This is a genomic window from Micromonospora sp. NPDC049230 (genome assembly GCF_040647875.1).
Taxonomy (GTDB): domain Bacteria; phylum Actinomycetota; class Actinomycetes; order Mycobacteriales; family Micromonosporaceae; genus Micromonospora.
The window spans coordinates 91,697-116,264 of record NZ_JBEZCZ010000015.1 but is presented as its reverse complement, the minus strand read 5'-3'; the positions used below and the strand labels follow the sequence as shown (position 1 = coordinate 116,264).

The 24,568-nt window shown below is 68.7% G+C and carries 9 protein-coding genes; 2 read left to right on the top strand and 7 right to left on the bottom strand.

From position 1 onward, the window contains the following. Positions 1–54: 54 nt before the first annotated feature. From AB0A95_RS15635 to AB0A95_RS15620, 4 genes are read right to left on the bottom strand one after another with little or no spacing between them, the layout of a single operon-like run. A complete protein-coding gene (locus AB0A95_RS15635; protein ID WP_357556404.1) occupies positions 55–2,193 on the bottom strand; it encodes a UvrD-helicase domain-containing protein in 2,139 nt (712 codons plus the stop codon). Then, positions 2,193–8,546, bottom strand: a complete 6,354-nt coding sequence (locus tag AB0A95_RS15630; RefSeq protein WP_357556403.1) for a DEAD/DEAH box helicase — start codon at positions 8,544–8,546, stop codon at positions 2,193–2,195. The genes AB0A95_RS15635 and AB0A95_RS15630 overlap by 1 nt, the downstream gene beginning before the upstream one ends. Further along, positions 8,543–13,255: a class I SAM-dependent DNA methyltransferase gene (locus AB0A95_RS15625; protein WP_357556402.1), complete on the bottom strand. Its 4,713-nt coding sequence runs from the start codon at positions 13,253–13,255 to the stop codon at positions 8,543–8,545. Before AB0A95_RS15625 ends, AB0A95_RS15630 begins: the two co-directional genes overlap by 4 nt. Then, positions 13,252–16,137: a helicase-related protein gene (locus tag AB0A95_RS15620; protein ID WP_357556401.1), complete on the bottom strand. Its 2,886-nt coding sequence runs from the start codon at positions 16,135–16,137 to the stop codon at positions 13,252–13,254. The genes AB0A95_RS15625 and AB0A95_RS15620 overlap by 4 nt, the downstream gene beginning before the upstream one ends. Positions 16,138–16,240: 103 nt before the next feature. On the opposite strand from AB0A95_RS15620, the gene AB0A95_RS15615 reads away from it, so the two are divergent. Then, positions 16,241–16,675, top strand: a complete 435-nt coding sequence (locus tag AB0A95_RS15615) for a very short patch repair endonuclease (protein ID WP_357556400.1) — start codon at positions 16,241–16,243, stop codon at positions 16,673–16,675. On the opposite strand, the gene AB0A95_RS15610 is transcribed toward AB0A95_RS15615, so the two are convergent. The 3 genes from AB0A95_RS15610 to AB0A95_RS15600 are packed head-to-tail and all read right to left on the bottom strand — an operon-like array spanning position 16,665 to position 23,098. Beyond that, entirely contained in the window at positions 16,665–18,407 is a 1,743-nt protein-coding gene (locus AB0A95_RS15610) for a hypothetical protein (RefSeq protein WP_357556399.1), read from the bottom strand. The genes AB0A95_RS15615 and AB0A95_RS15610 overlap by 11 nt on opposite strands. 12 nt (positions 18,408–18,419) lie before the next feature. Beyond that, entirely contained in the window at positions 18,420–21,482 is a 3,063-nt protein-coding gene (locus AB0A95_RS15605) for a helicase-related protein (protein ID WP_357556398.1), read from the bottom strand. Then, positions 21,479–23,098, bottom strand: coding sequence for a sigma-70 family RNA polymerase sigma factor (locus AB0A95_RS15600; RefSeq protein WP_357556397.1), 1,620 nt, complete (start codon positions 23,096–23,098; stop codon positions 21,479–21,481). Before AB0A95_RS15600 ends, AB0A95_RS15605 begins: the two co-directional genes overlap by 4 nt. 342 nt (positions 23,099–23,440) lie before the next feature. Between AB0A95_RS15600 and AB0A95_RS15595 the strand changes: the two genes are divergently transcribed. Then, positions 23,441–24,541 (top strand): DNA cytosine methyltransferase, encoded by a 1,101-nt coding sequence (locus AB0A95_RS15595; protein WP_357556396.1) that lies wholly within the window; start codon positions 23,441–23,443, stop codon positions 24,539–24,541. The last annotated feature ends 27 nt before the right edge of the window (positions 24,542–24,568 follow it).

The window sequence follows — 24,568 nt, the reverse complement described above, 5'->3', positions numbered from 1 at the left end:
CCTTCGGCTCGCGGCCAGCAGCTCGGCGGGCGGGCGCACCCGCGAAGTAGCCCGTCACTTCCGGCTCACCACCACCAGTTCGTCCCGTGCCCGGGTCGCCGCCACGTACCTCAACGACCTGGCCCGCAGTTCCGCGTCCGAACGTTCGGATGGGTCCAGCGATGCGAGGCGGGCCAGTTCGGCGGGCGACGGCTTGCCGATCACGAGGACGACCTTGGAGAACTCCGTACCCTTCGCACGGTGCATGGTGAGGACCGGCACGCGTCCAACCGGGGGTCGGTCGCGATCGACGGCGCGAGCGTCGATGCCGTGTTCGGTGAGGGCGGTAGCGACGCGGTCGCGGTGGAACCTGTCCTGAACGAGGACCGCGACAGTGTCGAGGGCTACTCCATCATCGAGCCAGGCACGGACGTGGCGGACGACGGCCTGGAGTTCGCCAGCGAGGGATTCGACGAACTCGACGGTGGGGGCAGGACCGGTGCGGGCGGAGCGGTAGCCGGTTTCGTCGGGTTCCTCCTCGAGGTCGACGTACTCGCCGCCGTCGAGGATGCCCATTGCGAAGTGGAGGTTCTGCGCGGTGGTGCGGTAGTTGAGGGTGAGGCGCTGGGAGCGGCCAACGATGGCGACGCCGTAGCGCCCGAGTACGGCGCGTGTGCCGTAGATCCGCTGGTGTGAGTCCTCGGCGATGAACAGATCGTCAGGGTGTTCGTCGACGAGGGCACGCAGGAGTTGCCATTGGGTAGGTGACAGGTCCTGGCCTTCGTCGACGAGCACGTGGTCCGCGGGCCGGTCGGTCTGCGTCACCAGGTAAGCGGCTGCGACGGCGGCGGCCTCGGTGAAGTCGAGGCTGCCGTCTATGCGGCTCTGCGCACGATACGCGGCTATCAGCGCCCAGACGGCGGAGCGCCTCGCGCGGTCGAGGGCGACGCCGCGTCCGGGGCGGCGTACCCGCAGGTAGGCGGCCTCGTCGTGGACCTTGTGGGGCAGCACGACGTGCGCGTACTCGCTGGCGAGGAACGTCTCGTTGGCGAGTTCGTGCGGCAGGGTGGTTCCAGTCGACTCGATGATCTCCCGCCAACGCGTGCCGGATGTGCGGGCCAGCGGCGCGGACCGTTGCTCACCGAGGACGTTGCGCATCGCGGAGGCTAGACCACTCCCGGCGCCGCGAAGCACGGCGGAAGCCAGTGCGTCCACGCCGGTCACATGGACGCCGGGCTGGCCGAGAGCCCTGGTCTGGGGCACCTGCGGGTCGAGCTGGGTGAGGCCGTCGCCGAGTGCCTCGGCGAGGTTCGTGGTGAACGTGGTCAGGACGATCCGCGCGTCGGACTCTCGCCGGGCGAGCGCGCGGGCGCGGTGGACGAGGACGACGGTCTTTCCGGTGCCCGCGCCACCGGAGAGACGGAAGGGGCCGTTGTAGCTGCGGTCGACGTAACGACGCTGGTCGGGGTGCAGGAAGATCCGCCACGCCCCGAAGTCGCCGTTCTCGATGACACGGCGCAGCTCGTCCTGGTCGTCGATGAACGCGTACTGGAGAGCGGCCGCGGGCCGCTTGAGGGACTGCAGGACGTCGGCATCGGCGTCGCCGGTCGGGTCGGTCTTCTCGAGCTGCATGCGGGCGACGATCGCCTCGACGGTGTCGCCGGCGGCGAGGTCGACGAGGATGGTCCCGAGCCAGCCTTCGTGGCGCTGGGCGAGATCGAGCACGGCATCTTCGTCGGCGGCGGCCAGGGCTTGGTCGACGACGTCGTCGGGCAGGCCGAGTGTGTCGACGAGGTCGTTCCGGTCGTGCCCGAGGCGCACGAACAGCGGTGCGACAGACATTGCCACGGTCGGTGGTGGGGCGACGGGCGGGGCCACGGGCGACGTAGTGATCTCGTCGATCTGCGGTAGGCCGTTGATGGGGTTGACCTTCAGGCGTACGCGCTGGGCGACGGCGATCGCGTCGTCGTGCGGCCAGATGCCGTGGATGACGTAGTGGGTTTCGCCGTTGCCGTCCAGTCGGAACATGACCGCACGCCAGAACTCGTCGACCCGGCCGGTGCGCACCCGCGGGTCGGCGCAGTGCTGGATGGGTTCGACGTGCAGGCCGGGCGTGGTGTCGTCGGTGCCAAGCCTCTGCAGGAACGTCATCGCCTTGCCACGGATGGAGCCGTCGATCTTGCTGGCGAGCTTGCCCATGATGATCGTCGGCATCAACGTTCTCCGTGCTCGTAGGGGGTGACGTCGGTCAGGGCGGCGGCGACGCTCTCGGGCGAGGGGTCGACGACTCGCCAACCTGCGGCGGTGAGGTCCGCGCGGTCCTGGGGTGGCATGTGGGTGAAGGCGACGACCACCTGCAGGTCGGGCCAGGACAGGTCGAGCGGGATACCGTCGGGGCCTTCGGCACCGACCACGGGCGGGGCGAGCCCATCGCGGGCGGCGAGGGCCGCGACGAGCTTCCGCTCGTCGCCGGGTGTGGCGGCGTCGTAGACGTCCGCCCACGCACCCACAGGGCGCCCGTGGCCGGGAGTCGCGTCGGACAGGGCGGCGCTCGACGGTCCAACGACGCTGGTCGTCGTCACGATCGTCGGCCAGTCGCGCAGCGCGAGCGCGTTGGACAGGCGAAGCCACGCCCGCCACGCGTCACCGTGGGCGTCGTCTAGTACGCCGTCGCGGTCGTCGAGCACGGCGGCGACCTGCACGACACCGCTGCCGGCCATTTCCACGACCACGGCGAGGGCGCCGGTGCGGTGCAGGTGCACGCGACGTGTGCCCGCCGGCAGGTGCTCGTCGAGTAGGACCGCGCGGGCGACCTCGTCGAGGCCCGCCGTGTCGGGCACCTGGACGGGTTGTGCCCCGATCGACAAGAACATCGGCACGGCCCGGGCGACACTGCGCACCGCGTCGGGGCTGGGGTTCGACACCCACTCCACGAGCCAGTCCACGGGGCCCCTACCGAGGTCCTTGTAGGCCTCTGGGGGGGCCTGGAACTGCGGAACGTTCATCAGGTTTCCGGCCAGGTCGGGGTTGTACCACCGCGGCGCGGTGGCGTTGCCGTCGTCGGCTGCAGCGACGTCGTGGATGGTGATTCCGAGAACGACGAGGCCTGCGTCGCGCAGGTTCGTGCGCTTGCGAGCGTCGTCGGCGAGCCGGTTGACGGCTGCGGTGGCGTGGTAGGCCCGACCGTCGGTGAAGATCGCGACGGCAGGAACGTTCATGTCGTTGGTCTCGAGCAGGAAGTCGGGGCGGGAGTCCCCGACGTTGGCCTGCGGGGTGAGTGTCCACTGCCGGTGCGCGCCAGGCAGGGTGAAACGCACGGCGTTGCCGGTCGGGCCGGGTGCCTCGGTGACGGCAGCCCCGCTTCTGCGTAGGCGGCCGACGAACAGCCGGTGGAAGGCCCGTTCCAGGTGCGACTCGGGTTCCTCGTGGGGCGGCACCTCGGTCACGGTCCAGGTCGTCCCTTCGGCGGTCTCGGCTTCGGGGGGCAGCCCGAGGAGGGCGCGCAGGTGCCGGTCGGCTGACGCCCGCGAGACCCGTCGAATCGCGCCGGGGGCGGTGAACGGTAGCAGGCACCGGTGGCAGGCGAGGCGTTCCTCGTGGCGGCAATCGCAGTCGCGGACCCGGTCCCACGCGAGGATCAGCAGCTCACGAAGGCGTTCGGGGGTGGCGGTCTCGGCGAGGTAGCCGGTGCCGCCGGGTACGGCGTCGTGAAGCAGGATGGCGTCGTGGTTGTCCGTGCCATCGGACAGCGTCGGGTCGATCGCGTGTTCGACCCGGATGTGGTCGGGGTGGCCGCCCATCTGCTCGCGTAGGCCGAGCAGCAGGGCCGCGGAGAGACTGGGCACGGCGAAGTCGTCGCCGAGGCTCACCGCGCGGGGCAGCCGGATCAGTAGACCCTGGGTACGCAGGGTCCGGGACAAGGCGATTGTGCTCGTCACCTCGGTGGCGGCGGTCCGGTGGGGACACCATGGCCGGTGCTCGTGTGGCCGGTTGCGTCCCGTGTCGGTGTCCTTCTTTCCGCAGCCGGAGCAGACCCGGAACAGGGTGCCTTGGCGTTCGGCGCCGGAGATGGTGCGTGTCGTGCCGTGCCCGGGCGGGCCCATGTTGATCCACCGCAGGTCGACCACGCGCAGGTACGTGCATCCAAGGCCGGTGCCCTCGACGAACCACCGACGGGCGACGTGGGCGGGGTCGACGTCGGCGGCGGCGACGACCTGGAAGGCGACGTGGCCGCGCTCGTCCTTGCGGTCGGAGATCGCCACCTCGTCGCGGCGTACCTCGGCGGAGACGCGGGTCAGTTCGACAACGTCGAGGCGCTGGCCGGTGTCGTCGATGCCGGTGCTGCCGCAGCGCGGGCAGGACACTACGGGGACTTCGCGGCCAGACTCCACGACGTCGACGGCGTATCCGCAGGCGGGGCATAACGCCCACGTGCGGACCGACGCGCCGTCCAGACCCAGGTCGATCGCGTCGATCTCGATCTCCCAGCCACGTGCGTAGAACGTCGCACCCGGGGCGAACTCACGCAGCGCCTGCGCGGAGCCACGCTCGAACCGTGCACTGCCGTACTCGTAGGCCCCGGTGTCGGGGTCGGTCCAGGACAGGCCGACATCGAGGGTGACGGTGTCGTCGAGGAGGGTGTAGTTGGGCAGCAGCCCGTACTCCTCGAGGACGCTGATCCAGTACGTGCTGCGCAGGTGGGCGAGCTGGCTGGCGGTCAGCTTGCGAGTGGCCTGCGCGGAGCGCAGCGCCTGCCGGTCGTCGTCGGTCGCTGCCGGTGACGTGACGCGCGCCTCGAGGTCAGGGAGGATGGCGGCGATCCTGGCTTGCCGATGCTTCAACGTTTCGACGGTGTCCTGCCAGCGGCGGCTGGCGGCGTGCACGTGGGCGGCGAAGCCGCTGGTCCTCGGTCCGCCGGCGGGGCGCAGCCAATCACGAAGCCCGGTCACGACCTCAGCGGGCAGTTCGTCGAAGGTGGCGACGAACCGAGGCAGGCGCTCGTCGGCGTCCTGTTCGGCGTGGACCACGAGGTCACCGAGGAAGGTGCCCGGTGCGCTGGATCCGATGGCTCCGACCGCCGTCCTCGGGTGGCGTCGTCCGGTGTCGCGGGCGAAGCCGTCCACGAGGTACGCGGCGTACTGTCGGCGCAGGATCTCCTCGGCGGCCAGGTACGTCGCCGGGGGCCGGACCTCACCGTCGACGACCGACAGCGGGTCACCCAGCTTGGGCAGGTGCTCGCCGCGTCCGGTGACGAAGGCCAGGTTGAGCGCGTTACCGGTGAGGCGGCCGGCGCGACCGACCCTCTGCAGGTACGACGCGACGGTGCGCGGCAGCGATGCGAGGAACACCGCCGACAGGTCACCGATGTCGATGCCCATCTCCAGGGTGGGGGTGGCGACGAGGACGTTCGGCGCCTGCGGGCTGGTGGCTGCATCGCGGAAGCCGTCCTCGTACGCCAGGCGCGTCTCGTCGTCGAGGAGGCTGGTGTGTTCGCGGGCGACGACCCGGCGCATGTCGGGCGAGGCGTACAGGCGCCGGTAGAAGTTGTCGGCCAGCGCCTCGGGCAGGAGGTGGCCGCGGCAGCGTACGTGCAGGCACGGCGCGCCGGTGAGCTGCGCGACGGCCGACGTCGTGCCCGGTGTGGTGGCCCGGCACGTGTCGCAGACCAGCAGGTGGCGACCCGCCTCGAGGTCGTCCTCCTCGGTGGGCACGACGACGATCCCGGCGGCGGGAATCGCGTACACGGTCGCGCCGGCCCCGCTGGTCGTCGTCGAGAGCACACCGTCGCGGGCGAGCCGGTCGAGCAGCAGCCGCGCGAGTCGTCCGCCGTCGAGCGGTGATACGTCGAGCACCCGCGAGGTCCAGCGGGCGTACCACGACTGTGCAGACGTCACCGGGTCCAGGCCACCGTCGCGGTTCGGCTCGGCCGAGCCACCAACCTTCGGGTACGCGGGCGCGGGCCGGTCCCGAGGGAACGCGGGCATGCCCTCGCCTCGAGGCCGCCCACCCCAGATCGACCACCGGCGGCCGTCCTCGACGCGGTACCGGTCGAACCACGGGTGGTCGATTGCGCCCTGGGCGCGCAGCCGGTCCAGCACGCCGCGTACCCACTGCACGAGCGTCGCGTCGTCGGGCCCCGCCGAGCCGAGCGTCCCCTGCCATGAAGCACTCTGCAGGGCGGCGCGCGCCACGCTGGCCATCCGTGCAGGCAGACCCGCTTCGACCTCGACGGCCACCGATCCCGTCAGTTCGAGGGTGCGACCGGTACGCGAGTTGAGCCCGAACTCCAGCGCCGCGTCGAGCGCGAGCCGCTTGCGCACCCGCGACCGCACCGAGGCGGGCACCGACCGCAAGGTCTTCGCCCGCCAGAACTCCGCGAAGGATTCCCGGTCGGCGCAGTCGGGGGCGAGGATGCGGTACCGCGTGAACGGGTTGTCGCCTGCCTGCCGCATCACCTCGTCGACGAGCGCGTCGAGCGCGAGTGCGCCGTCGGCGACGGCGTCACGCAGCGCGGACCGCAGGGTAAGCGTGTGCGACCGGGCCTGCACGAACCCCGCTCGGTGCGCGGCGTCCTGCACGGAGTCGGTGAAGACCAGTGCCTTCTTTTCCCGGGCGTCGAGCGTCGGAGACCCGAACAGCGTCGACAGCGACACCGACAGCAGCGTGGCGACCGCGCTGCCGAGGAACCGGATCCCGTCCTCCTGCCCGCACGACGGGCACGTGTCCTTCCGCCCCTGCTCGTCGGCGTCGACGCCAACGTTGGTGAGCACCGGCAGGACCCAGCCATCGCGCAGGTCCGGGTCGTCCTCGGCCACGTCGGCGAGCAGTTCGCGGTTGCGGACCGAGAACCACACCAGCCCTTCGACGCGCTCGCCCTCCTCGATACGGGCTGCAGCCTCGGCGGGCGCATACAGCAGCGGCCGGAACCGGCCCTCCTTGATTGCGTGGTCGCGGCGGATCCCGTCGTCGTCGACGGCGAGGCTGTTGCCGACGGGTGCGAGACCCACACCCCAGCCGGAGCGACCGCAGTGCCGGCAGTAGATCGCCGGGAACGACGGCCGCACTTCCTCGGCGTCGCCACCCGCGACCGGAGGGCCGTCGTCGCCCCATCGGAACCGCGCCGTCGCTGCGGCGGCGCGGTCGATGCGTGTCAGCTCGCGGACCCAGAGGTGGACGTCCAACGCCAACGCCTCACGTCCAGTGACCGCCCGCACGTGGCCGAGCATCGCCAGGACGTAAGACAGCAGGGTCGCCGCGCGGGGATCGCTGCCAAGGCCCGCATGACCGAGGACCCGGCCCGCGAGCGTGTCGAGCGCGACCGCATGCTCCGCTTCACGAGCGAGGTCTCGGACGAACGGGTGCGCGCGGCACAGCGCCGACAGCAGATCAGGGTGCGCGCCGGCGAACCGGCCGGCATCGACCCCGTACAGCAGACCGAGAACCGTGTGGGCGACCTGCTCGCCCGTCGGGTCGTGGCCCAGCCCCGCGATCGCCTCGACCGCCGCCGTCACGTCGAGCGCCCCGACCTCGACCGGCGCGAACCCGTCCGCCCCGACCGTCTCCACCGCGTCGGCGGTCCACTCGTCGAGGCCCAACCGGGTCTCGGTCACGACCGCGTCGGCGTCGAAGCTCTCCCCGAAGACCGTATTCGCGAAGCCGAGCATCACCGCCGGATCGCCCTTGTCGCCGAGCGTCGCCGACGTCGCCACCGGCGTCACCAGCCCCAACGGGCGAGCCCGGGCCGCGTCGTCGACACGTGGGTCGCCGTCGCGCCAGTGGCTCTTCAACGCCAGACCGAGACGACGCAGCAGCATCGCCACGTCCGTACCCTGCGCGCCGTCGTAGGTGTGGAACTCGTCGAGTACAAGGTAACGCAGGCTCGTCGCGGACTGCCGCCACAACTCCTGGTCCTCGAAACGCAGCAACAGCTGGTCGAGCATCTTGTAGTTCGTGAGCACGATGTCCGGGGCCGTGTCCCTGATGATCCCCCGGTCGGTGATCAGCCCGTCGGCGGTCACCGTGGTGCGCGTCGGACCGGTCTGCCCGGTGTAGAGGGCCGCGGTCACGCCCTTCAGTGCTGGGTGCGTGGTCAGCAGCTTCGTCAGCCGCGCGGCCTGGTCGTTGGCGAGCGCGTTCATCGGGTACAGGATGAGCGCCTTCGTGCCCGTCACGCCCTCGCGGCGGGCGCGAAGGACATGGTCGATGATCGGATACAGGAACGCCTCGGTCTTGCCGGAGCCCGTGCCCGTCGTGACCAACGTCGGCAGCGGCCGCCGCGGCTCCCCGCCCACCGACGAGGCCAGGCGCGCGAAGGCCGCCGCCTGGTGACCGTAGGGCGGGAAGCCCTCGTACCACTCGAACGACTTCCGCCAGCCCTCGTCGGCGGGGCGGAACGGCAGTCGCAGCCGTACGTACGGGCCCTTGAACATGCCCGACGTCGGATCCGACAGGAACCGGTCCAGCCCATCGCGGACGTCCCCGTCGGTCAGCCCAAAGGTGGTCGTCAGGTAGTCGACGAGACTGTGCCGGATGCCGTCCGCCTGGAGCGTGGGGAGCAGCTCACTCACGAACGCTCCTCCAGCAGCCGCTCGAAGTGGGCGTACGCCTGTCGCATGTCCGCCTCCCGGTCCAACGTCACGAAGGGCAGTTCGTAGGTGTACGTGTTGCCCGCTTGGTTGGTCGCGGTGCGCTCCTCCTGCGAGACCCGGTCACCCTTCTTCCGCCACACGCTCAGCACCGAGTTCGGCACGAGCCGTCCGTTGGCGTCGTAGTAGTACAAGTTGCGGTCGTAGCCGTAGAGGACGGCGAACTGCGTGCGGTAGATCGTGCACAACTCCCCAGCGGTCAGCCCGAGCATGAGCGCAACGAGCGCGTCGATCTCTACGAGAGCCTGGCGTCGGTCGGCCGCGATACGAAGCGGGGTGCCGGAGTCCCATTCGGGGCCGACACCGCCTAAAGGGAGACGGCGGCTGTGGTCGAAGCCGCCGGCCCAGGTATCGCTGCGGAAGGAGGGCCCGTAGCAGTCAGTCCAGAGGTCGGCATATGCAGCGGTAACGCAGTTCAACCGAAGCGAGCGCAAGACAACGTGACCCTGCAGAGCATGCTCGCCGGCGATAGGCAATCGAGCGACAGCACCAAAGCGAATGTTCGCTTTGGGTGCGACTCGAACGGAGAAATCTGAGATAAGCGAGGATGTAAAACCAGCGATCGCCGCTAGATGCAACAAGGTGCCGCCTGCGACGCCGATCGAGAAAACTCCATCGATGTGACTCGCGCCGGGCGGGATTATTCCAGGAGTGAGAGTTCGCTCGCCAGTATTGGCGGCCATCTTGCGCCACGCGACACGGTAGAAATCGCGTGCCGAACGGGGATTATTGTCACCCCAGTGCACATATGAGCGATCATACCGGCGCCTGTCGCCCGCTGGCTTATACGAAGTGATCGGCACTGCGTCTAGCGGAAGCGCCTCCAAGTCCGTGGTTGACCAGTCACGGTGGTGCAGCATCGTCTTATTCGGCGTCTTATACAGCGGCGTCGCCACGAACAGATGAGGCCCCTGGAGGATAACTTCTTCCCACGAAACCGGAGCCCCCCACTCCGACTCGAAGAATCCCTTCTTCCTGTCGATGCTCTCGTCCCAGCCGCGCGAGAAGTGCAGCCTTTCTTCACCGATGCGCCGCGCGTGCGACAGCTTGTCGAGCACCGATGCAGTTGAACGATTTACCGTATACACCATGCGCGTCTGCCGTGTCGGTACATCAGGCGACTCGAGAATTGCATGCCAGGTCGCCAACGTCTCGTCGGTAACGGTGGTTATGCGATTCAAGTGTGGGCGTAGGTCCCAGTTTCCGTCGTGATCCTTGAAGCCGGGCTCTACTCCAGATCCATCGTGGGACAACGACCTCGCCACGGTGTCCGGATGATACATCGAGACCGCGTTGGCGAAGCGAGGCATCCCTGTGGGCGATCCATAAATATTTACGCCGTAGTGCTTCTGGTTCTGGATATCGAAAAGCCCAAGCTCGTTAATGAACTCCCAATGCCTCCTCAGCCGAAGGTAAGCCTCCGCCCGAAGCATCCGCGCATCCTCGTCGGTAAAATGCGACTCTAGGTGGATTAGGCCCACCATGCCGCGCGGCGAGGAATCCCGCCAAGTCTGCTCCATGAAGCAGCGATACAAGTCTGGTTGAAGCCCTTGCAGACGCGGATACTGGATCGCCGACCCGACGAATTCCGCAAGACAGGCGACTTCGCTCGTGCCGTTGACCACGAGACTGTTGATCCCGGGCAGTGCGAGCGTTACCTCACGCCGCGCCTTGACATGTGCCTGTGTCGGCTTGACCGCTAACTGCCACCACGGGTCGCCCTCAGCGAGCAGAGCGTCCACGTCCGACCGGGGCCGCACCCACGGCGGGTTTCCCACTTGGAGGTCGAAACCGCCCTGCGCGAACACCGCCGTGAAGTCCAGATTCCAGTGGAAGAAACCCTGCTGCTCCGCAACCCGCTCGCATACAACAAGCCACCGATGCGCCTGTTGCGCGTCCGCCACCGGCAGTGCATTCGCGAAGCCGAGTTCGAGCTTCTCGGCAGCATTTAGCTCATCCCAGCTTGCTCCTGCAGTGAGGGTCTCACGCGGCAGGGACGTCTTGCGTAGCTCAGGGCTACGACCGAGCAGCGCCTGCAAACCGGCGATCCACTGTGGCATCGTGGGCGGATCCACCCGTACCCCATCAATGGTGGTGGACTCCTCGGTGAGCGGCCAGAACCACAATGCCGTCCAAGCGTCCATGACACGGCGCAGACGCTGAAAGGAGCCGTCGGGGTCGGCGAGGGCAGCCTCAATCTGCTCACGCTGCACAGCACCGCCTTCCGGCAGGTCGCCGCCCTCCCACACCGGGATCGCCCGGCGAATCTCCCGCTCGGCAATGCTCAGCCGCCGGTGCGCGATCTGCCACAGCACCTCGACCCGGTGCGCCAGCTCGACGAGCGCGTTGACGTGCTGCTGCGTCGGCTTCGACTTAACGCTGCTGCGCCACATCTTGAGACGCTTCGCCGCATCTGGGGCGAGCGCGACGGCCTCCTTCGCGTCAGCGGCGGCACCCCACCCCTCCGCGGGCAGCAGAAAGTGATGGATGCCGTCGTCCGCGACCCGCCCAGCCTCGATGTCTGCCACGAGCGACGTCAGCGGCACGTCGCGCGGCACAGTGCCGAGCCATGACTTGTCGCTCACCTGCCCGCGTCGATAAACGGCTCGGCGAGCGCCGAGGAGGGAGTTGCCGCGGCGCAGGTGCAGGCCGAACCACGGGGCCGACAGGCCCTCGACCATCGTGTCGAGCCACAGAGAGATCTCAGCCAGCTCGACAGCGGTGGCATTGAGATCCACGCCGTACACGTTGTGCAGCGCCAGATATGCCTTGACCTCCTGGAGACGACGCGGGTACTCGTCGGGGTCGATCCGGATACCCAGTTCGGCCTGGCGGCGCTTGAGGTACTGCTCGGCGAGCTGCCGTACCGCCTCGATGGCGAAGGCCCCCGAGCCGAGCGCCGGTTCGCAGACGGTCAGTTCGAGGATCTCGGCGGCGCTCGTCGTCCGCCCGTCCTGGTCGAGCAGTTCCTCGAGGGCCTGTCCGACGGTGAAGCGGGTGAGCACCTCAGGGGTGTAGTACGACGCCGACTGCTGTCGCTCGCGCCCCGCGAGGCGGAACACGAACGAACCCCGTCGGTGCAGCACCGGCTTCTGCTCGCCGGTCAGCTGGTCCACGAACCTGACGAAGTCGGCGGGCGCGATCCCCTCCGCCCGTTCGACGGGAACTACCCAGGAGCCCTTCGAGGAATCACCGTTCTTGGCGACCTCGTACAGGTCGGTCTCGGCGAAGAAACCGGTGTAGGACATGAGGCCCTCGTACACCGCGCCGAGCTGGTTGATGCCCAACTCCGCGTACGAGATGAAGCCTCGGTCCTTGCCCCTCGACTCCTTGCTCAGGAGCAGGTGGGTGAGCACCTGCTGTACGGCGGCGTTGCCGAGGCCCACTTCGTCGATGTGTGCGATCGCCTCTGGGCGGAACAGGTCGGCACGCAACGGGTTGAAGGTCAACCCCTCCGCAAACGCCGACCCCTGATCGTCGTCTTCACTGATGGCGGGAGTGTGGCCCGAGTCGACGAGCCGGAACAGCACGCCGAGTGAGTCGTACAGGTGAGTGCCGTTGCGGGCGCGTGGCGTGGCCAGCTCCACCTGCACAAGCTCCCGCAGGCGGTCGAGGCTGTATCCCTGGTCGTACTCGCGGGCACCGACGGGCAGCACGCCCAGCTCGGGCGACGCCTCCGCGTAGAGGAGGAACAGGATGCGGTAGAGGAACCGCAGCGACTGCTTCGCCAGCGGCTGGGCTTCACTCGCCGGCAACGGGTCGAGGCCCTGTTCGCGGCGGCGGGCGACTACCTCGTTGGCGATGATCTCGATGGACAGGCGGACGCCGTCCCGCAGGTCCTTGGAGACGCCGACGGTGTGCTTGACGGAGGCCGCGAGGATGTCGTGCCACCACAGCTTCCCGTCCGCGTCGGGGGCGATCGACTGCGCAGCCAGGCAGGTCAGGGCTCGGTCGATCTCCCCGCCTTTCTTGGTGTCGTTGCGTTCGCAGACAAGCTGCACGTCGACGGCGAGGTAGCGACCCTCGGCCCAGCGCTCCCGCTCGGCGAGCAGCGCCCAGCGTCCGGCGAGCACGAGGACGAGGTCGGGGGCGTCGTCGGCGACGAACATCGCCGAAACCAGCCGCGCGGCGGACTTCACCTCGTCGGCGTCGTCGCCGAGCTGGACCGGCTCGCGCAGCGTCACCGCGTCACGGGCCAGCAGCTCTTCGACGCTGGCGACCGGCCGCGCGGATACGACGACCAACGGCGACCGGTCGGTGACGCCCGGCGACGACACCCGCAGCAGCGGACCCTGCCGATCGAGGACGAGGCCGTGGCCGGTCAGCTCGAGCACGTCGAGCATCCGATCGTGGACCGCCACAGCCGCATCCTCGGGGGCGAGTCCGTCGCGCCTGTCGGCACCGGCTGCTGGATCGAGGAGTTCGGCCAGCGTCGCGAGATCGGATTCAAGCCCTTGTCGGGCCTCTGTGAACCGCGACCGTGGCGTCTTGCGGCCTTCCTTCGCCTCGGCGTCCCACGCGTCGCGGCGCTTCTTGACCTCCGAACGGAACGACTCGCCCTTGGCCTCGGTGGTGAAGTAGTGCTCCGAGATCCAACCCTCGCCGACGAGGATCGCGTCCGTCCCGCTCACCGTTTGCCACCCTCCGTGTCGGGCACGACCACCAGCAGCGGCCGTACGAGCTGTCGGTCGGGTGCCATCGCCCGCACCAACGCTCGTTCCTGTTCCACACTCGTCCTGCGTTGCTTGACGTCGCTGCGCTGGATCAGCGCCTCTGCCTCCTTGTCCCAGCGGTCCAGCCGTCTGGACCACTCCTCGACCCGTAGCGCCACGTCCTGCGCCGCCGCCTCGAACACGGTGAGTAGATGCTTTTCGGCCTCGTGGACTGCCGGGGCCACGAGGCGTTGCAGCACGTCGATGTCCACGACCGGCCCGGGATTGTTACGAGTGACGTCCCAGCCGAGGGCGTGGAGCGCTTCCCGTGCCGAGTCGTGCGGAGTGATCAGCGCGAACGATGGGTCGTCCGGCACCGGGAACTCCGCCGTCAGCCAGGCCGCCGACACGACCTGGCCGCGCCGGTTGGTCAGCGTGCCGAGCAGCAGCACCGACGGGGCGTCGACGGCACCGCGGACGGCGAACACCTCGTTGCGGCCCAGGGCAGCCAGCGCCCGGTCCGCCGCCCATTCCAGGACGGGGTGCAGCGGGCCGAGGTAGTGGGCGTCCGGCCAGGTCGAGTCGCTGTCGTCGCGTAGCGCCGCCGCGAGCCGGTCCTTGCCGCGCGCCAGGGTCGTAGCGAGCACCAGCCGCTCGGTGACCCTGCGGTCGGCGAGATAGGTCTGCGGTAGCACCTCGAGGCGCTGTACGAGGTCTCGCGGCGGGGTCAACTCGACGGTGCCGAACGCGGCGTCACGGCGCCAGGCGACGCCTCCGCGGGCCGGCGGTGCCGCGGGGTCGATGAACGCCTCGCGGAGCGCGTCCTCGAGGTAGGAGACGTCGTCGCCGTAGAGGCCCGACCCAAGGTCGGTCGCCGGATCGGAGTGACCGCCGGTCGGCTCCTCGGCGCCGGGGGTCGTGGGTGCGTCGAAGAGCTGCGCGAACAGAGCGGACAGGTCGTTGCCGGCAGCTACGGCGGCAACGGGGCGGACGACGTCGTCGAGGTCCTTTCTGCCGGCGAGGACGGCACGGATCTCGTCCTCCTCGCCCTTGACGTCGTAGCGGCCCATCAGCGAGGCGACGTCACCCAGTGCGGCGTGCGCCTCGTCCTCCTTCTCCACCAGTTTGGCGAGAATTCGTACGTCTCCGGCGAACCGGTCACTCGACGGGTCGAGCAGCAGGGCCGTGACCCGGGGCGGGTGCTTCTGCCCGTACCGATCGATGCGGCCGTTGCGCTGCTCGATACGAATCAGGCTCCACGGAATGTCGTAGTGGACCAACTCGTGGCACTGCGCATGTAGGTTGACGCCCTCGGAAGCCACGTCGCCGGTGACCAGTACACGCACTCGTGCCTGCTCCTGCTTGAACGCCTCCACGATGCGCTGCTGCTCGTCGTCGGCCAGCCCACCGTGCATCATCTCGACAGCCTCGGCGGGCAGGCCGAGGTCCTTGGGTAGGTTCCGGTGCAGCCAGCGCAGGGTCTCCAGCCGCTCGGCGAAGACCACCGCCCGCACGGGCGATCCGCGACCGACACGCATCTCCTTGAGGTGCTCGACGAGCTGGCGGTACTTCGCCGACGGCCGCCGCAGCGTCTTCTCGTTGAGCGCGGCCAGCCGTTCGAGAGCGCGCCGCTCGACGTCAGCCCGGTCATCGTCGCCGAGCCGGCCCAGTCGCCCTTCGATGCTCTCCTTGAGCGCCGCTGGCGAGGACAGGAACGCCTTGGCGAGCGTCCACGGGAACAGCGAGGGGTTCTGTCCCGAGTACGGGCTACCGCCCCGGCCGGGCCACAGCCACGTCTCCTCCAGTTCGCGGGCGACGGCGTCTTCCTCGGGGGTGGCGGGAACCAGCACGTTGTTCGGCTCCTGCCGCTCCGCCCAGTCGGCGCCGACGACCCGCGCGACCTCCGGGCTGTGCCGGTGCCGCCGCACGACCAGTCGCCGTACCTCCTCCGGATGGAGAGTGCCATCGGCGGGCACGGCCGACGGGTCCAACAGCCGGACCAGCTCCGCGAAGGATTCCGCTCGGCCGTTGTGCGGGGTCGCCGAGGCGAGGATCAGCGCCTCGGAGCTGCGCGCCAGCAGACGCGCCAGCCGGTTGTTCAGCGTGGAGACGTTGGAGAGGTTGTGCGACTCGTCGATGACGACGGCGTCCCAGCGTTGCTTGCGCAAGCTCGCGACATACCGGTCGGACTTCAGCGTGTCGATCGAGATGATCGCCCGCTTGTAGTAGGTGAACGGGTTGCGCGTCGCGGGCAGCTTCTGGCGTACCCGCTGGATGCCGGCCGAGTCCAGCCGGACGAATGGCAAGGCGAAGCGGGTCCACAGTTCGTGCTGCATCTGCTCCAGCACGTGCCGGGGCGTCACCACGAGGATGCGGTCGCCGCGTCCGCGACGCACCAGCTCGGAGAGGATCATGCCGATCTCGAGGGTCTTGCCGAGGCCAACCGCGTCGGCGAGCAGGATCCGCGGTCGCAGGTTCTCCGGGTCCAGTGCCTTGCGTGCTGCCGACTGCTGATAGCTCAGCGCGTCGGCGAGCCCGCGGGCAGCCACCGACAGCGAACGCTCCCCCACGGGTACGGCGGTCTTGCGGACGGTCGATTCGAGCCACAGTCGGGCGGTGCGGTAGCGCGGGCTGCCGTCGGCCACCACCCGGGCCCGCGTCGGCTCCAGCGGCGTCACGTCGTCAAGCTGCTCGTAGAACGACGCGTTCGTATCGCGGACCAGCTCGCTGAGGCCTTGGACGTGCACCAGGGTGCCGTCGGCGGTCTCCTCGGTGGCGCGGACGAGCCATTCCTCGTCTCGGACCACCACGACCGATCCCGGCGCGAGTGTTCCACGGACGTCGCGCTTCGTTGCCGTCACAGGTGCATTCTCCGTCTTCGAACCGTCACTACTAGTTAGGTGGCTTCCCGGCTGAGCCTAGCTTTGGATGATCTTTCGTGAAGTCCCCGGATAGGTTGGTGACATGGACCGAAAGTCCACCCTGCCAGCACCGCTCGACGCCGAGACCTCGGCCCGGTTCCGGAGGATGCCCCGATCATCCACGAAACCCGAGCTGGCTCTCAGGCGCGTACTGCACGGCCGGGGACTGCGATTCCGGGTCAACCATCCCGGGCTGCCGGGTCGCCCGGACCTGGCTTTCACCCGGGCGAAGATCGCGGTCTTCGTCGACGGCTGCTTCTGGCATCGCTGTCCCGAGCACGGCACCCTTCCCCGCAACAATCGGGAGTGGTGGCAGGACAAGCTCGACCGCAACGTCGCCCGCGACCGCGCCAAGGACGCCGCTCTCGCCGACCTGGGCTGGACCGTCCTGCACGTATGGGAACACGAGGCGCCCGATGCCGCCGCCGACCGGGTCGAGGCCGAGTGGCGGCGTCGGGTGCCGCCCGCTATCGGTTGACCGGCGGCCGCAGGTAGCCGTCCGTGCCGAACAGCACACTGCGGTCGAGAAACCGGTTGAAGAACCGGCACGACGGCTCGCCCAGGTGCACGCACGCGCTGCACGCTCCGCTCCCCCGGTTGCACCCCGGGTCCAGCGGGCAGCGGTGCTCCGCGTCGACAAACGCGCCGAGCAGGTCGTCGAGGTTCGATTCGAAGACCGCCTGCATGCCACCGAGGACGAAGTCGCCACGGGCGGCGGCGTACACGAAGAACCCGAGGTGGGCGGGAACGAGATACTCGCTCAACGCATCCCGTTCGATGCCCGAGAACACCGCAGCCTGTCGGATGAACCTGTGGGCATACGTGTGAACAAGCTTGAGCAGGTCGGTGCCTACCGATCCGACCGACGGGTCGTCACGCTTGGACGGCACTACGGCCGACTGCAGGACCGCAACTCGCGCTGCAACCGGGTCACCGTTTCCAGGGGTCCAGGAAGCGAGGCGGTGTCCTCTGGACGACAACCACGTCGCGACGCGCACCGGATCGAGACGCACCAGGAACGCCTCGGTCTCAGCCAGGTTGCCGTACAACCGGTAGCCGCCCCGCTTGCGTCGGAACGGAACGAGCCGGCACTTCTTCGGGTCGTCCTCCCCACGGGTGTAGCCGTACATAGCGCTCAGCACCGGGAACCGGTCGACGAGGTCCAGGCCGTCGATCCCCGCGCGGGCCAAGGCTCCCGGGTAGCTGGTCCGGTAGCGCAGGTCGAGCGCGTCGCCCGGCGTGCTGCCGCGCAGAGCCGTGGTCGGCGTCCGGCTCTCCGCTAGCGCCATCGCGACGTCAACGGCCTCCCGCTCGGCTTCTGCTCTCCGATCCGCCGACAACTGGTCGATCGGGTGGTCGCCGGGCTTCGCAAGCTGACCTCCTTGCTCGGCCATGTCCGCCATCGTCGCGGCGAACGTCGGGTCCATGCCGTCGCCGATCAGCTTGGCGAGGAACTCCTCCTTCGTCTGCTTCGCCGTGACGTCGGCGGGCCGGGCGGCGGTCAGGCCCTCGGCCAGCCATACCAGCGCCTTGCGGGCGCCGCCGGCAAGTTTCAGACCTTCCCGGTGCTCCGGCCGCGGTGGATTGATGAGCACCATGCCCCGCGGCGTGTACACGGCCCGGGCCTTGTGCACGTTCCACCGCACGGAACCGTCGCCACACGCGCATCGCTTGTTGAAGCCGAGCCCCTGCATCGTCAGCTTGTCGCAGACCGGGCAGACGAACGTGATGTCGGCTGCCTTCGCGCTCTTGGGGATGACGACCTTCACGTCGTCGTGCACCTCGCACCGCTTGATCCAAGGCTCGGTGATCGCGCCGCAGTCGTGGATGCCGACGAAGTGCAGCTGGCCCCACTTGCGCTGCCCACACCTACACGCCCGATCGAGGGACTTGCCGATGCGCTTACAGACTCGACAGAGCCACACCTGCGGATACCGCTCGACCGTGACGCCGCGGGCTTCTTCGAGTTCGACGACCTCGACGGCAGCGTTGCGCAGCAGGTCGTCGCCCATGCCCCCGTCGGTGTCGTGCGCAATCCACGCTCCCACCTCGCGCAGCAGGTGCCTGCGCACGAGATCGGTGTCGACCTGGATCGCGCTCGGTGCCGACCACTCGGCAACGCGATAGATCTCGCCCCGCAGGTCGACCGTCTGGTCGGGCAGGAACGTACGCAGGATCTGGCTGCCGCTACGGGATCCGAGAATCGTCATGCCGTCCGCCTGTCAATCGTGGATGGGAGCGCTGGCCTCGACGTCGCGGAGGCTCATCATCGGGGAACGGGGACCAAGCTCGCTGACGAACGTGGCCTTGTTGGCGGGATCCTCGAGGTCGACGAACCACGCCTGCAACCACTCGGCGATCTGCTCGCGGTGCACCGAGTCCTCGGCCCCGTCGAGGCCGAGCACCCTGGCTACCTCAGCGGCCTCCGCCGCCGGAGTCATGCCGGAGTTGCGGGCGTAGTCCCGCAGCTTCGCCGGCGTACTCAGCCGCTGTCGGCTCGCCGGTTCACGGATCATCAGCGTCCGGGCGCCGACGACGCCGGCGATCGTCAGGTCCAGGACACGGCGGCTGCGGCGGGTGATCGGGATGGCATCGACGAACCGGTCGCCCTGGCGCACGTACTGCTCGAAGTGCCGGAACGTCTGCGCGTCCCGTTCCCTGCCGATCTTGTGCAGTACGTACACCAGACCGGGGAATTTGCGCCCCACTCGGGCCGTGGTCTGGATGAACTCTGCCGTCGTCAACGGCAGGCCCAGCATCACCATCGTGTTGAGTCGGTTGACGTCGACTCCGTGGGAGAGCATCGAGCTGGCGGCGACGACATGGATCCGTTCGGCGAAGTCGTCCTCCGGATTTTCCAGGCGCTCCAGGATCGCGCGGACCTCGTCGAAGTCGGTCTGACCGGTGAGCTGCTCGACGTTGATGCCCGCGACGGTGTTGTTACTGCCGAGGCTCCGGCCGGCGGCTTCCACGTCGTAGAGCGTCGTCCCGTAGACGACGTCGGTGCCGTAGAGGCTGACCAACGTGGCTGCGTGCCGCGGGTCGACCCCGGCCTCCGCGCACACCGCCGCAGGGTCGTCGACCAGCTCCCGTACGCACCGCTGCAACGCGTCGAGGGTCCGGTCGCTCACGTGCTCCAACGTCACGCCGCGCGGCGCGACGGCGACGAACCGCCTCAGCGGCTGAGTCGTCGGTGTGGTCCAGAAGGACTCGCCCGCCCGCGGTCCCGGCTGCGGAAACACCCGTCCCTGCCGCTGGTAGAGCACGTCGATCTGCCGGTCGTACCCGGTCAGCGTCGCACTGCTCGCCACGATCTTCGCCCGCGTTCCACACAGTTCCCATTGCAGATGGTCGAGCAGGCTCTCGTAGTGGGAGTCCACCGCTCCGAGGCTGTCCCGAAGCAGGTGCAGCTCGTCCTGCAGTCGCAGCGACGGCCCGAACCGCTTCGCGTCCATCTGCAGAGGCTTGAGGACCTTTCCGCCCTGGCAGTCCGGCACCAGGCAGCCGTTCGGCGACTTCGACCGCTCGGCGTAGGTGAAGCCGTGCCACTTCACAGGGCACACTTTCTGAGGTGGACCGACGAGGCCACGCATCGCCTGTTGGAGACCGATCGACGCCGCCTTGTCCAACGTGCCGACCACCACGGTCGGCAGGAACCGGAACACCTCCTGGTCGACGACGTACATCGGCAGCGCTTGCCCCCTCGTGGGACAGGTCGCGCTGGTGCAGCGGTGCTCGAGCTTCCACCGTTCGCGATCGAACCGCATCTTCAGGTTCTCGTCGCGGCAGAACGGGCAGTACAGCAGCACCTGGTACCGGTCCGGCATTCCAGGGCTGTCCGGGGTGACCTCGTCGCCCTCGGTCTTGGGCACCACCTTGTTGGGCGTCCCGGCTCGGCCCACCAGGAAGCCGAGGCTGAACTGCGTGCCACCGACGCCTTCTTCCTTGCGCACCATCTCGGCGCCGGCGAGCGCGTCGGCGAACCGCTGGGTCTGCTGCAGGCTCAGAAGCCGTAGCGGGAACCGGGACCACGCGGTGACCCCCATGGTCTTGCCGGTGAGGCGGTCGAAGAACGCCGCGGTCAGCAACAGCCCCAGGTAGGTCTCCGTCTTGCCGCCGCCGGTGGCGAACCACACCGTGTCGACGTGCCGCGCCTCGTCGTCAGGCTCGGCCAGGAACCTGATGGCAGACAGCAGGAAGCCGACCTGGAACGACCGCCACGCGCTGTATCCACGTCCTCGGGCGCTGCGGGCGATCGCCATGTTCATCAGCTGGAACGCACGCAGGATCTCCGGTCGGGTCCGCAGCAACTCCAGGCCAGTACGCAGCCGACCGAGTTCCGCGAACACCTCGGCCGCCGACCGGTCCGCCTCGGCACGCATCGCCGCCGTCCACGCCTGCGCGGCTTGCCGCGTATCCAACGCAGTAGGCGACCACTGCGCGTCGTCGTACGCCGCCAACGCGTCCACCAGCTTGGCGAGCTCGGGCAGCGGGTCGCTCGCCAAGGTCTCGAACGACAGGTCCGGCTCCTCGTAGACGCCGTTCCAGTACTGGGGCCGAGAGGTCTGTACCGCAACCGTGTCCGACGTGCAGAAGGCACCCGATGCCAGGATCTCGACGCCGACGTTCACCCCGTACGCGGGCACGGCACGGTCGTAGCGGAAGCTGTCGGGCAGCGCCTCCAACTGGAACGGTGCGGTCGCCAGACCAGAGACCTCGATCTGCGTCTCGTACAGGTGCGAGTCCTTCAGCCCTGGCGGTTTCTCCGGACTGGTGTTGACCAGCTGAACGACGAGCTCCGTCTCCCTGTGCCAGTCCTCGACGTCGATCCGCACCTCGGCGGACAGGCCCGGCGCCCCGACCGCCGCGAACGCGTCCGCGAGCTGTTTGCCGCCGAACGATCCGCCCTCCGCGCCGACCAGCACCGACACGACCTCCTCGACGAGGTCGCTACGCCACCAACGCCGGTCGGGATCCGGGCCGTCCTTGGGGTCCTGTACCCATGCCCTCGCCCGTACCTTCACCGACAACGACCACGACGGTGCCGCAGCCGGCCGTAGTCGGATGCCGATGGCGCATGGGTCCAACCGCTCGGACCGCTCATCGGCCGCACCCTTGCGTACCTCGTCCTCGCAGGCGAGCCTGCCGAGCCAGAACGTGCCCGACGGCGACACCTCCAACCGTTCCAACCCGTCACCCCGGCCCGCCGCCACCACCCGACGGTCGAGCCAGGCGACGAATGCCTCGCACGCCTGCTCCTCCGACTGAACTACTGCCCCGCTCATGAGCCCTGCCTCCCAACGAAACCGCCGGACCGGCCGGCTTTCGAATCATCGACCAGGTACGACCGCAGTGCCGCCGCCTGCTCACTCTCCTGGAGCTTCACCAACGACTTGTCCTGGATCTGTCGGATCCGCTCACGGGTGACGTTGTAATCGGTAGCGATGTCGTCCAACGTCTCCTTCTCCCCCGTACCGAGGCCGAACCGACGTTCGAGGATGCGGACCGACCGCTCCGGCAGAAGCGCCGTGAGCATGCGCTTCGTGTCCGCATGGAACATCGCATGGATGACGATCTGCGCAGGATCGGTACGGCCGTCGCGATCCTCCTCGCGGACCAGGACGTCCGACAGGTGGAGATCCCCCTCGTCACCGAGGAGCGCATCGAGACTCCGGAACGGGTGCATGAGATCCAGGAATGCCTGGACCCTTCCCGGCTCCACGCCCGTCAAATCGGCAATCTCCGCCAACGTGGGCTCCCGGTCGAGCCGCGCGGTGAGCTTCGAAACCGCCCTCCTGACCTTCTGCACCTGCTCATGGACATGGACGGGGATCCGGACCGTCCTGCCCCGGTCGCCGATGCCGCGCTCGATGAACTGTCGGATCCAGTTGGTGGCGTAGGTCGAGAACTTGAAGCCCTTCGACCCGTCGAACTTGTCAGCCGCGCGCATCAGTCCCAGGTTGCCGTCCTGGATCCGGTCGGCGAACTCGATGCCGCTGGACTCGTAGTGCCGAGCCTTCGCGATCGAGACCACCAACCGTAGGTTCGCGCACACCAGCTCAGCGTGTGCCCGCCGCCCATCGGCGGCCCGGGCCCGCAGGCTCCGCTGGACGTTCGGCGCGAGCTCGCCCTGCTCCGCAGCGTCGAGCTCCTCCTGGGCCGCGACGCCCTGCGAGATCAACGACCACAGCTCGACCTCCCGAGGTCCGTCGATCAAGGGATACCGAGCGATCGTGCGCAGGTATTGGCCGACCGAGTCCCCGTGGAACTCGTAGCCCTTGCGAGCTGCTCGCCCTGGAAGTGGTTCGGCGGACTCAGGCAGTTCGACCCCCGCCTCCTCCAGCAGGTCGAGCAACTCGCCGAGCTGGGTGGGGGACAGCTTCCGCTTGGTGGCCAGCAACGCCACCTCGGCGCGCGTGAGTCGACCTCCCGTGCGGGACCAGTCTCCCAAGAGGTCGTCGAGAACCGCATCCACGACCTCGTCGGCAGACCGACGGGCCGGAATCTCCGGCTCCTCCCCGAACATCCACGCGAAGTCGTCGTCAGGCGCGGCCTCGTCCGCCGCGCCCCCCGGCTGCTCGCTGACCTCCGGCGCGGCCAGGGGCAGGGGTACGGCATGGACGTCTTGGTCTCCGAGGTCACCGACGGTGGCTCCGTCGACGATCGGGCTAGTCGCGGTCGCAGGAACGTCGGCGACGCCGACCCTGGTCAGGGCAACCAGCAGTGCGTCGACATCACGATGTGTCAGACGGTGCCGGGCGACGAAGTCGGCCACCAGCGAGTGGGTCTGGCGCACGCCGCGACGGTCGAGGATCGTGCGCAGCTCGTCTACCAAGGCACGGGTGATGGGGGTCGGAACACCTGCCGAGCGCTGCATCGGCGCTTGCGCCCACGTCGCCATGACCGCCTCCTTGCTGATGGGAGGCTCATAGTAGGGACCAAGTCCGACAGAGCTGGATCAATAGTACAAATGTACTATTGATCCACGGACGGCTCGAACTGGGCAGGCGCTTGCTCGTTCAGTCGTCCCACGCTGCACTGACAGCGCGGACCTGCAGCTCAAGACGCCTCTTGCTGAACTGATCGACCCTGCCGGATCATCGCAGGCGTACCGTGCGGCCGGCAGCCCCGCGGAATGTCGTCATCAAGACAGTGCATCTGCCCGTTCGGCTACGATGCGACGGAACCCACGTCGTCCGACCGTCGGACACCGACGATGCGGTTGATCCACTAGAGTCCGGGCATGGCCGTACGCCCTGTGACCATCTCCGCCGTGGATCTCTTCTGCGGTGTCGGGGGGCTGTCCTACGGGCTGCAGGAAGCAGGCATACACCTGGCTGCGGGCGTCGACCTCGACCGCAGTTGTGACTACCCGTACCGCGCCAACGTCCGGGCACCGTTCTTGAAGCGCGACGTCTGCGACCTCGGTGTCGAGGAGCTGGCCGGCTTGTGGCCAGCCGGAGCAGTGCGGGTCCTCGCGGGCTGCGCGCCGTGCCAGCCGTTCTCGTCGTACCGCCGCGGTGTCGACACCTCTCGGGAGGCCCAGTGGCCCCTGCTCGACGAGGTGAGCCGACTGGTCGAGGGCACCTTGCCGGAGATCGTGACGATGGAGAACGTGCCAAGGATCGGCAGCACCCCGATCTTCGCGAAGTTCGTCGCCCGTCTGCGAGAGCTCGGCTACCAGGTGGACTACGAATCCTGCTACTGCCCGGCGTACGACGTGCCGCAACACCGCCGACGAATGGTCCTCGTCGCCTCGCTCCTGGGTGACATCACCGTCCCCAAGGGAACGACCTCGCCCGCCAACTACGCGACGGTACGACAGGCGATCGGTGGCCTGGACCCGGTGGGCAGCGGGGGGACCCATCCGGGCGACCGACTCCACAAGAGTCGGAGCCTGGACAAGATCAACCTCGAACGCATCAAGCAGTCGACGCCTGGTGGGACCTGGGAGGACTGGCCTGAAGAACTGAGGTCCCCCTGCCACCGCAAGGCTTCCGGCAACACCTTCCGCAACGTCTACGCGCGTATGGCCTGGGACGAGCCGTCACCGACGATCACCACACTGGCCTATAGCTACGGCGCTGGCCGGTTCGGGCATCCCGAGCAGGACAGGGCCATGAGCCTTCGAGAGGCCGCGATCCTGCAGAGCTTCCCGCCGGACTACGAGTTCGTGGAGCCGGAGGCTCCGGTGCAGTTTGCGCCACTTGGCCGGCTCATCGGCAACGCGGTACCACCTCGGCTGGCTGCGGCGGTGGGAAGCGCAATCGTCGAGCACGTCAAGGGAGTAAGAGGCGCTGTGCGAAAGACCCGGCGGAAGAAATCCATTCCTGCGGCACGTTGAGCTGCGTTCCACTCCGCATTCATGGCA